The sequence below is a fragment of the Acinetobacter sp. UBA3132 genome (genome assembly GCF_002364825.1).
Taxonomy (GTDB): domain Bacteria; phylum Pseudomonadota; class Gammaproteobacteria; order Pseudomonadales; family Moraxellaceae; genus Acinetobacter; species Acinetobacter schindleri.
Genome location: NZ_DEZM01000041.1, coordinates 1 through 9,870, shown reverse-complemented (window position 1 = coordinate 9,870; position 9,870 = coordinate 1). Strand labels below are relative to the sequence as shown.

The following is a 9,870-nucleotide window of genomic DNA, read 5'->3' as shown; positions in this document are numbered from 1 at the left end:
ACGGTAATCGCCGATCAGCCGATCCGCTATAAAGGCGATGGTTCGGCACCCGGCCCATTCGATTATTTTCTGGCGTCATCGGCACTTTGTGCGGCTTATTTTGTCAAAGTCTATTGCGCAGCACGTGACATTCCGACTGATAATATCCGCCTTTCGCAAAACAATATTGTTGATCCTGAAAACCGCTATAAACAGATTTTTAAAATTCAGGTGGAACTGCCGGCTGATATTTCTGAAAAAGATCGCCAAGGGATTTTACGTTCGATAGACCGTTGTACCGTCAAGAAAGTAATTCAAACCGGTCCGGAATTTGTCATTGAAGAAGTAGAAAGCATTGATGCCGATGCTCAAGCCTTGTTAATGCCGAGTCTGGCTTCTGAAAACAGTACGTTTATTCCAGGTAAAGACCTTCCGCTGGAAGAAACCATTGCCAATATGTCTGCAATTCTGGCAGGCCTTGGCATGAAGATTGAAATTGCGTCTTGGCGTAATATCGTGCCGAATGTCTGGTCGCTACATATCCGTGATGCGCAGTCGCCAATGTGTTTTACCAATGGTAAGGGCTCAACCAAAGAAAGTGCGCTGGCATCTGCTTTGGGTGAATTTATTGAGCGTCTGAACTGTAACTTCTTCTATAATGACCAGTTCTGGGGTGAAGATATTGCCAATGCAGAATTTGTGCATTATCCGGATGAAAAATGGTTCCAGCCAGGTCCGAATGGTGAGCTGCCTGTAGAAGTTTTAGATGAACATACCCGTGAAATTTATGATCCTGAAGATGAGTTATTGGGTACCCATCTTTATGATACCAACTCGGGCAATAAGGCTCGTGGCATCTGTTCATTGCCATTTGTACGTCAGTCTGATGGTGAAACCGTGTATTTCCCATCAAATCTGATTGAAAACTTATACCTGAGCAATGGTATGAGTGCCGGCAATACCTTGGCTGAAGCGCAAGTACAATGTCTTTCTGAAATTTTCGAACGTGCGGTAAAACGCGAAATTCTGGAAGGTGAACTCGCACTACCGGATGTGCCTGAACATGTTCTGGCAAAATATCCAAAAATTGTTGAAGGCATTAAAGGTCTGGAAGAACAGGGCTTTCCGGTTCTGGTCAAAGATGCTTCTTTAGGTGGTCAGTTTCCGGTCATGTGTGTCACCTTGATGAACCCACGTACCGGTGGTGTATTTGCCTCATTTGGTGCCCATCCTAACTTTGAAGTGGCATTAGAACGCAGTCTGACTGAGTTGTTACAAGGCCGTAGTTTTGAAGGCCTGAATGATCTGCCAAAACCAACTTTTAGCAGCAATGCAGTAACTGAACCGAATAACTTTGTTGAGCATTTCATCGACTCAAGCGGTGTAGTGTCTTGGCGTTTCTTCAGCGCGAAATCAGATTACGATTTTGTCGAGTGGGATTTCACCAATAATGGTCAAAACTCGAATGCGGATGAAGCTCAGGAATTATTCACGATTCTGGAAGACATGGGCCATGAAGTTTATATGGCGGTGTATCAGCATTTAGATGCCACAGCTTGCCGTATTCTGGTACCGGGCTATTCGGAAATTTATCTGGTGGAAGATCTGGTTTGGGACAATACCAACAAGGCTTTGTTATATCGTGAAGATATCCTGAATCTGCATCGACTGGATGATGAACAACTGGAAGCACTGGTTGAGCGTCTGGAAGAAGCAGATGAGGATGACTATACCGAGATCAAAACCTTGATCGGTATCGAGTTCGATGAAAATACCGAATGGGGGCAACTAACGATTCTTGAACTGAAACTGCTGATTTATGTAGCTTTGCAGCAATTTGAAGAAGCCAAAGATCTGGTTGAGCAGTTCCTGCAGTTCAATACCAATACTGTTGAACGTGGCCTGTTCTACCAGTGCATGAATGTCGTTCTGGAAGTCATGCTGGATGATGACATGGAACTGGAAGATTATGAACACAACTTCCGTCGTATGTTTGGTGATGAACGTATGGATGCAGTCATGGGTTCAGTTGAAGGCACAGTCCGTTTCTATGGCCTGGCTGAAACCAGTATGAAGCTTGAAGGTCTGGATCGTCATTTACGCCTGATTGACAGCTATAAAAAGCTGCATGCAGCGCGTGCCAAGTTTGTGGCTCAGCAATAATCCATAGATAGCTGCATCAAAAAACCGCCTCCAGATAGGCGGTTTTTTTTATTGCTTTAAATATTTAAGATTTACAAATCAGACAAATTCCTGACAAAAAGCTACAGTATTTTGCGCCAATACTGGGCATAAATTAATTCATAAACAGTCATTTACATAATGAATAGTTAAATTACTCACTTTGCTATTCATATTTAAGAAACCGATAAAAGAATCTTAATGATATTTAATGAGGAAGATGAATGTACCTCAAACAGCTGATCGAACAATTAAAAGTAGAATTTAATTCTTCTTCGACTGATCCCGAGCAGCGGATTGATCACGCTTTACATCAGCTGATTCCACACAGTCTGGAGGTGCCATACCCGGGTGAAGGACAGACCTTAAAACGCTGGCAGATCCTGAGTCAGGTTGCTGCCATAGACTTGAGTCTGGCCAAACTATATGAATCGCATCTGGATGTACTGGCGATACTGCATGAACTGCATGCTGATCCTGAGCAGATTGTCGGATTGACTGCTATCTGGGCAGCAGAGGGTGGTCCTAAACCTTTACAGCTGGAAGATGATTTGCTTTCCGGAATTAAACCATGGTGTTCAGCCGCCGGCCAGGTGCAGCAGGCTTTATTGACCTATCGAGATGAAGAAGAACACTCGCAACTGTTACTGGTAGATATGACCCAGCATGGGATTCAGATCAATACCAGTGCCTGGCATGCCGTGGGGATGCAACATACACGCACGGCTGAGGTCAGCTTCAATCAGGTCAAGGCCAAAACCATCAGCAAGCCAGACTATTATCTGGATCGTCATGGATTCTGGCATGGTGCGGCTGGTGTCGCTGCCTGCTGGTTTGGTGCAACGCTCAAACTGGCCGGTTATTTAAAACATGCCATGCATCATAAAACTAATCCATTTAGAGAAATGTATCTGGGTGAGGTCAGTAGCAAGCTGTATGCAACTCGTGCATTATTTTATGAGACTGCAAAATTGATTGATGCCGACCCTAGGCATAATCATGAGTTGATGATCCGAGCTTTACGTGCCCAGGTCGAAGACACTGCACTGGCAGTACTGGAACTTTGTGGTAAAGCCTTGGGTGCAGCACCATATTGCCAGGAGGCGGATTTTGCCCGCTGTGTAGCAGATTTGCCCGTATTTATCCGGCAAAGCCATGCTGCATTTGATTTGCAGTGTATTGGTCAACTGACGATGGAGGATGAACAGACATGGGCACTTTAAAACATCCAATCGTTGAAGACCGTATTATTCAGGGTGAAGGAACAGCGCTAGAAGAATGGCAGCAGAGTCATCAGCTCCATCATTTAAAAGCGCTTGAACTGAGTAAAATATTTCCCCTAAATAGTCGCATTTGTATTGTTGCTCCACATCCGGATGATGAAGTTCTTGGCTGTGGTGGACTGATTCAGCAGCTGGATGCAGCGGGTTATGAGATTGTTCTGTTTGCAGTCACCAATGGCACAGCCAGTCATCCCAACTCCAGACTATATACACCAGAGCAGCTGGATCATATCCGACCTCAGGAAACAATAAATGCTTTAGGCGTTCTCGATCTGCAACAATCGATACAGCGTATTGCGCTGAATATCCAGGATGGTGAAGTAGGGCAACAACGTGACCAGTTGGTTGCTGCTTTAAAACCGTATTTGCAAGCAAATGATATTCTGGTAACCACTTTTGAACATGATGGCCATCCTGATCATGAGATTACAGGTCAGTTAAGCAAACAGCTTGCAGCAACGCACTCTTTAAAATGTTTACAGGTGCTGATCTGGACCTGGCATTGGGCCAGTCCTGGAGATAGTCGTATTCCTTGGCATAAAGCCCTTAGACTTGAACTCAACGCAAAGCAGTTAGCGCGTAAAATAGAAGCCATGCAATGTTTTAAAAGCCAGCTTGAACCGGACTTCAGTACAGGTAAAGCTGCTATCGTATCGGGCAGCGCATTAGCACGTCTTTTACAGCCATGGGAGGTCTATATTGATGACGAAGGCCATCTATAATCATGACTACTTCGCCGAGCTGTATCGCATAAATAATGGCGATCCCTGGCAGTATGAACAGCGCTGGTATGAGAAGCGCAAACGCGATATGACCTTAGCTGTACTGCCTTATCCCAAATTTAAAAATGGTATTGAAATTGGCTGCAGTAACGGCGTGCTGAGCGCCGAACTGGCTGAACGATGCGAAGCTTTACTGTGTATGGATGCCAATTCGACCGCCATACAGCTAGCGAATCAGCGCCTGATCCATAATCATGTCAAAGTGGTGCAGGGGATTGTGCCTCTGGATTTGCCAACACAGCAGTTTGATCTGATTGTTGCCAGCGAAATGCTATATTACCTTGAAGAAAATATTCTGCTGCAACTGATTGAATGGATGAATACGCATCTTAGTCCACAAGGCTGTATTGTGGCTTGCCACTGGCGACATGCGATTGAAGGCTTTAGTCTGAATGGAGAACAGGTTCATCAGATTTTAAAACAGCGATTGCATTATTATTACTACACACAGTTACAGGATGCCGATTTTTTTCTGGATGTCTGGACACATGATGTAAATTCGATAGCCGTACAAGAAGGATTGTTATGAAAAAAATTGGTGTCGTCATTCCGGCCTGTAACGAAGAAGAAGAAATCGAATGTTGTCTGCAGGCACTGGAACGGGCACGCCAAAAATTTTATCAGGACATGCCTCAAAGTCATGGCATACAAATTCAAATTCTTGTCGTGATGGATAGCTGTACTGATGCTACAGCAGAAAAGTTAAACACTTATAATGTTTTAGCTATAAGTTGTAATTATCGTTGTGTAGGAAAAACCCGTGATCTCGGTATACAGCATTTGATCCAACAAGGCTATGACTGGATTTGCTGTACGGATGCAGATTCCAGAGTAAATCCAGACTGGTTTAAGACCATGCTGCTGCATCAGCCTACACATGTGATTTGCGGAGTCGTTGAAATTGCGCAATGGGATCACTTAAGTTTAGCTACCCAAAAAAAATATTTGCACCATTATCAGGATCATATGGGGCATCGGCATATTCATGGTGCCAACCTTTGTTTTAAAGCATCGAGTTATAAGGTTCTTGGCGGCTTCAAACCTATGCCATGTCATGAAGATGTAGATCTGGTTAAACGCGCAGAAAAAATGGGAATGCATATTACCTGGTCTAACCAGTTGAGAGTGGTAACCAGCAGTCGCCTGATTTCACGTGTCCGTGAAGGATTTTCACAATTTTTATGGAGCATTGAACGACGAAATCAGGATAACAAATCCAATACAAAATGCCTGAGAAAAATTATTTGAAAATTTTTGAAAATATATTTTTTAATGAATCATAGGCTTAACAATTTAGCCGATTTTTTTGATTAAAACCTATTCCATTTAAAATAAAACTGCTTATAATTCATCCAAATTAAGCCCTGTGAACTAATACATTTCAAGTATAAGTTCATGGGGTTTTTCTATGGATCAACGGTTTGGGATACCGCACCGAAATTTTTACTGGTTCTTACTATGTACGCTCCGTTATTACCTGCTTCTCTTCGTGCGCTTCCACGTAGTCATTGGCAACGTATTGCCACTGCACTATGTTTTTTCGCTCTGGGTTTTAGTACCGCTGCCTGGGCACCGTTGATTCCACTGGTGCAGCAGCGTCTGAATTTGAGCCATTCGGATTTCGGTGTGCTATTGCTTGCCGCTGGCGTAGGTTCAATGATTGCCATGCCATTGGCAGGTCGTATGGCACATCGTTACGGCTGTCGTTCCGTTATTGCTACGGTACTGGCTGCATTTATTTTGATTCTGCCTGCATTGGCATTTAGCCCGACTAAATTGCTATTGGCAGCCGCTTTATTCTGCTTCGGTGCTAGCGCTGGCGCACTCGGCGTATCGGTTAACCTTCAGGCAATTAAATTGGAAAGTCAACAACGTAAAAGCATGATGTCACTGTTCCATGGCGTATGTAGCCTGGGTGGTTTGGCAGGTGTGTTGGGTATGACCAGTATGCTGGCATTTGGTCTTGCACTGCCTTTGAGTGTACTGGTAATCAGTATGAGCATTTTACTGATCATGGTATTTGCTGTGCCATTCTGTCTAAAAGCAGAAGCTGCAGCTGAAGCAACAGAATCTGAAGATAACACTCAGAAGGTTTCCCATAAACCACGTCCAACATTTGCAATTCTTTGCATGGGATTGATCTGTTTTATCGCTTTTCTGTCTGAAGGCGCAGCGATGGACTGGAGTGGAATTTACCTGAATACTCAATTTAAAGTTCAAGCATCTCAAGCTGGTCTAGCTTACAGTTGCTTTGCTGCTTTAATGGTTGCAGGACGTTTAAGTGGCCATTTGATTATTCGCTTCTTTGGTGAAAAGAACACGATTCTGTACAGTGCCACTTTGGCAGGTTTGGGTCTTCTGACTGTGGTATTTGCACCAGTGTGGTATGTGGCTTTGATTGGCTATGCGATCCTGGGTCTGGGTAGCGCCAATATCGTTCCGTTGATGTTCTCACGTGCAGGACGTCAAACTGAATTACCAAAACATATTGCTTTATCTTATGTTTCTGTATTTGCTTATACCGGTTCTTTGCTTGGGCCAGCATTGGTGGGATTCGGAAGCGAGATCATAGGTCTAAGCCAGGTATTCTTTATCATTGCAGTTGGCCTGATCAGTATTACTGTACTGAACCAGCTGACTTCTGCTCCAGCAACTGCGGCAGAAGCAGAAAAAACACAAACACCAGCATAAAGCTGGTGTTTTTTGTTTAAATCAAAGCAATTTAATGCTGTAAATAAAGATCGTGAGAGGGTGACTTACTAAGTGGCTGGTAAATATACTGGCTACTTACGTGTTTAAGATCTTTTAAGAAACAATCACGCCAATGCACTATGTCATAGTCCATCAGGCCTTGAAATAGCGCCTGATATCGTGCAATACGTTCAGACTTCGGCATTTTCACTGCCAACTTTAAGGCTTTGATCATGCTGTTATTATCATAAGGATCGACCAGTAAAGCTTCACGCATCTGCTCAGCAGCACCCGCATATTTGGACAGAATCAAAATGCCCGGATTTTCTGGATCTTGAGCAGCAATATATTCCTTCGCTACCAGATTCATGCCATCACGTACCGAATTGACCCAGCAGATTTCCGACTTGCGATATAAACGCATCAAGGCATGATGGCCTAAAGTATCATAATGACAGTCAAAGACCGGTTGATCTGTATGAGAGAAATCCTGATTCAGCTGATCGACACCTCGTTTTAAATCCCGATACAGATTGGCATAGGTCGGAACTTCCAGTCTGCAAGGACAGGCAATCTGAAACTGGCGTATCTTCGACAACATTTCAGGAGTTTCCTGGAAACATTGACGCAGCGCATCCACCTTCTGTAATAAGCCCTTGCTATAGTCAATTCGGTCTACTGAAATGATATGTTTAACATCAGGTGATGAACTGAAATCAAATGGCAGTTCAGTATCAGTGAGTTGTCCCGCACGACGCTGGATTGCAGTAGGATGCACACTGATCGGATAAGCTTTTACTTCTACCTGACGCTGTCCATTACGCAGAATATTGTTGGTATGTGCAGTTAGAGACAAGGTAGTTTTCAGGAAATCATAACAGTTTCTCTGATCCTGCTGCGTTTGCATGCCAAGCAGGTCGTACTGTGCCAGATGCGCTGCAAGATGCTGGCTGCAGGCTAGATCTTTCCACTTTTGTGTCTCTGGAAATGGAATATGCAGGAAGAAACCGATACGATTGCGCATGCCCAGCTGACGGCAGTAATGTGCAACACTTAAGAAATGATAGTCATGCACCCAGATCATGTCACCCGGTTCGATAATTTTCTGCAACTGGCGGGCAAACTTAAAATTGACATCCTGATAGATCCGGTAATCCTGATCTGAGTAATCAATATATTGATTCTGGTCATGCATTAGCGGCCATAGTGCACCATTCGCAAAACCGCAGTAAAAACCCTGATATTCAGCTTCAGAGAAACTACAGGTATGATATTCAATCTGCTGATCTTTCAGGACGTCAAAGGAATTCTGCCTATATGCCGTCTTTTTGCCATTCCATCCCATCCAAATGCCACCTATACCATTTAGGGCATCTTCCAGAGCAACCGCAAGACCACCTGCCTGAGTGGCATTCGGGTTCGGTAATGTTACACGGTTGGATAATACAATGAGTCGGGACACGTTTTTTCTCCTTTCATTTCTTGTTTTAACGCTTTTAGTGATGTTAAAAATTCATGTAAGAAAAAACCGACATCTGCCACGTCGTCTAAACGAGCTTTGGCTGCGCTTTCTCCTGGGCCAACTTTGATTGACATACCTCCATAGTCATTAATGATGTGAAAACCAGCTTCATCCGTTAAATCGTCCCCAATGAAAATGGGGTAAAACTGCTCAGCTTCAAGATCCTCTAAAATATGCTGGATTGCCGCACCTTTATTGCAGCCGTGGGGGACCAGTTCATAGACACATTTGCCGCTTTTTAATTCAAAACTTGATAATTGTTTAAGATAATTATCAATAATGGCTTTTGCCTGATCTGCATATTCAGGATGTTCACGGAAATGCAGGGCAACTGAATGGGTTTTAGTTTCTACCCGGATCGGCTGCCATTTATGCTGCTGCTCAAGTACACTAGATTTGAGTTGTTCAAGTTCTTTGTGATTGATATAAAAAAGTTTTCGACCTATACCGTCTTGCTGTAGCAGCTCTACGCCATGTGATCCGATAATATTCCAGCGATAAGGCTGAATCAGTCGTTGTGCTTGCTCGATAGAACGTCCAGTAACCAGATATAAAGGTAAAAATTGCTGGATTTGTGCAATATTATTTAGGGTAGAAGAGGGGATAAAACTCTGTTCAGGATCTGGATGAAATTCTGAAAGTGTACCGTCAATGTCTAAAAATAAAATACAGGGTAAGGAATTATATTTAGCTCTCCGATCCAGCTTTTTCGCTATCTCGGGATAAATAGAATCTAGAACAGCATTTGTAGTTTTCATTGTTAGGGTGTAATAAATTACAGTCTCTTGATGCATTGATTATTTTTATAACATGTCAAGATCTGTGATCTGCTTATTCCTATAATGAATAATACATTTCACCTATCTACTGTAACGTTGCAATATCTTGTAAAAATGTCTTGAAAATCACATTTCTATAAAATTTTTTCTCAATCAGAAATTTCTAAAATCTATCAAGATATGAATAAGCATAGTTTTGTATAAGAATTTTTATAACAGACAAGGAGCATTGTCAGTTTATAAATGCAGTGTTAAGAAGTGATCTAAAAGGAAAAACAGAGAGAAGGAAATCATTTCGTCAAATCAAACTTAATAAAAACTATGAACATAGATAAAAATGCATGGTTCATTGATCGAGGAATGCATCATCATAATAATTCGGATATAAGCAATGAAGCTCTCAATAAATTTTATGCTTCCATGGCAGCGACGGTCACTGTGGTTGCAGTGACCGTGACCGCGGGTGTGGTCAATAAAACTTTCACCCCCCCTCAGCAAGTCACTTCAGATTTAAGTTACCTAGAACCACAATCTTTTACTGACTCTACAGGCATGACACAACCTGCCATTACATTAAAAAATACTAAATTAGGAACACGACAGTTCGAAAGTCAAGTTCAACGACCATTACTCACAAATTCAGATGCACAATG

The 9,870-nt window shown here is 42.8% G+C and carries 8 protein-coding genes and 1 pseudogene; 7 read left to right on the top strand and 2 right to left on the bottom strand.

Going from position 1 to position 9,870, the window contains the following annotated elements; all coding sequences use genetic code 11:
- The 6 genes from B4033_RS01680 to B4033_RS01655 form a co-directional block, all read left to right on the top strand.
- On the top strand, nucleotides 1–2,142 hold a 2,142-nt coding region (locus B4033_RS01680), incomplete at its 5' end, for an OsmC domain/YcaO domain-containing protein (protein WP_286831519.1).
- A gap of 242 nt (nucleotides 2,143–2,384) precedes the next feature.
- On the top strand, nucleotides 2,385–3,383 hold the full coding sequence (locus B4033_RS01675) for an acyl-CoA dehydrogenase (protein WP_286831516.1): 999 nt from the start codon (nucleotides 2,385–2,387) through the stop codon (nucleotides 3,381–3,383).
- Nucleotides 3,371–4,165, top strand: a complete 795-nt coding sequence (locus B4033_RS01670; protein ID WP_286831514.1) for a PIG-L deacetylase family protein — start codon at nucleotides 3,371–3,373, stop codon at nucleotides 4,163–4,165. Before B4033_RS01675 ends, B4033_RS01670 begins: the two co-directional genes overlap by 13 nt.
- Nucleotides 4,146–4,754 (top strand): class I SAM-dependent DNA methyltransferase, encoded by a 609-nt coding sequence (locus B4033_RS01665; protein WP_286831511.1) that lies wholly within the window; start codon nucleotides 4,146–4,148, stop codon nucleotides 4,752–4,754. Before B4033_RS01670 ends, B4033_RS01665 begins: the two co-directional genes overlap by 20 nt.
- The gene (locus B4033_RS01660; protein WP_286831508.1) at nucleotides 4,751–5,473 is read left to right on the top strand and encodes a glycosyltransferase; all 723 of its coding nucleotides are present in this window, start codon (nucleotides 4,751–4,753) and stop codon (nucleotides 5,471–5,473) included. Before B4033_RS01665 ends, B4033_RS01660 begins: the two co-directional genes overlap by 4 nt.
- 210 nt (nucleotides 5,474–5,683) lie before the next feature.
- The gene (locus B4033_RS01655) at nucleotides 5,684–6,916 is read left to right on the top strand and encodes an MFS transporter (protein ID WP_286831505.1); all 1,233 of its coding nucleotides are present in this window, start codon (nucleotides 5,684–5,686) and stop codon (nucleotides 6,914–6,916) included.
- Nucleotides 6,917–6,947: 31 nt separating this feature from the next.
- Here the strand turns inward: B4033_RS01655 and B4033_RS01650 are convergent, their stop codons facing one another.
- Both B4033_RS01650 and otsB read right to left on the bottom strand, forming a co-directional pair.
- The gene (locus tag B4033_RS01650; RefSeq protein ID WP_286831502.1) at nucleotides 6,948–8,378 is read right to left on the bottom strand and encodes a trehalose-6-phosphate synthase; all 1,431 of its coding nucleotides are present in this window, start codon (nucleotides 8,376–8,378) and stop codon (nucleotides 6,948–6,950) included.
- Complete coding sequence (otsB, locus tag B4033_RS01645) at nucleotides 8,345–9,232, bottom strand: trehalose-phosphatase (RefSeq protein WP_048882734.1); 888 nt, start codon at nucleotides 9,230–9,232, stop codon at nucleotides 8,345–8,347. The genes B4033_RS01650 and otsB overlap by 34 nt, the downstream gene beginning before the upstream one ends.
- 345 nt (nucleotides 9,233–9,577) lie before the next feature.
- Between otsB and B4033_RS01640 the strand changes: the two are divergent.
- A pseudogene (locus B4033_RS01640) lies at nucleotides 9,578–9,870 on the top strand (hypothetical protein); the annotation flags it as partial.

Excerpts from the sequence above, each read along its gene's own strand:
- B4033_RS01675 (WP_286831516.1), top strand. The coding sequence starts at position 2,385 with ATGTACCTCAAACAGCTGATCGAACAATTAAAAGTAGAATTTAATTCT.
- B4033_RS01665 (WP_286831511.1), top strand. The coding sequence starts at position 4,146 with ATGACGAAGGCCATCTATAATCATGACTACTTCGCCGAGCTGTATCGC.
- otsB (WP_048882734.1), bottom strand. The coding sequence starts at position 9,232 with ATGCATCAAGAGACTGTAATTTATTACACCCTAACAATGAAAACTACA.
- B4033_RS01660 (WP_286831508.1), top strand. The coding sequence starts at position 4,751 with ATGAAAAAAATTGGTGTCGTCATTCCGGCCTGTAACGAAGAAGAAGAA.
- B4033_RS01670 (WP_286831514.1), top strand. The coding sequence starts at position 3,371 with ATGGGCACTTTAAAACATCCAATCGTTGAAGACCGTATTATTCAGGGT.
- B4033_RS01655 (WP_286831505.1), top strand. The coding sequence starts at position 5,684 with ATGTACGCTCCGTTATTACCTGCTTCTCTTCGTGCGCTTCCACGTAGT.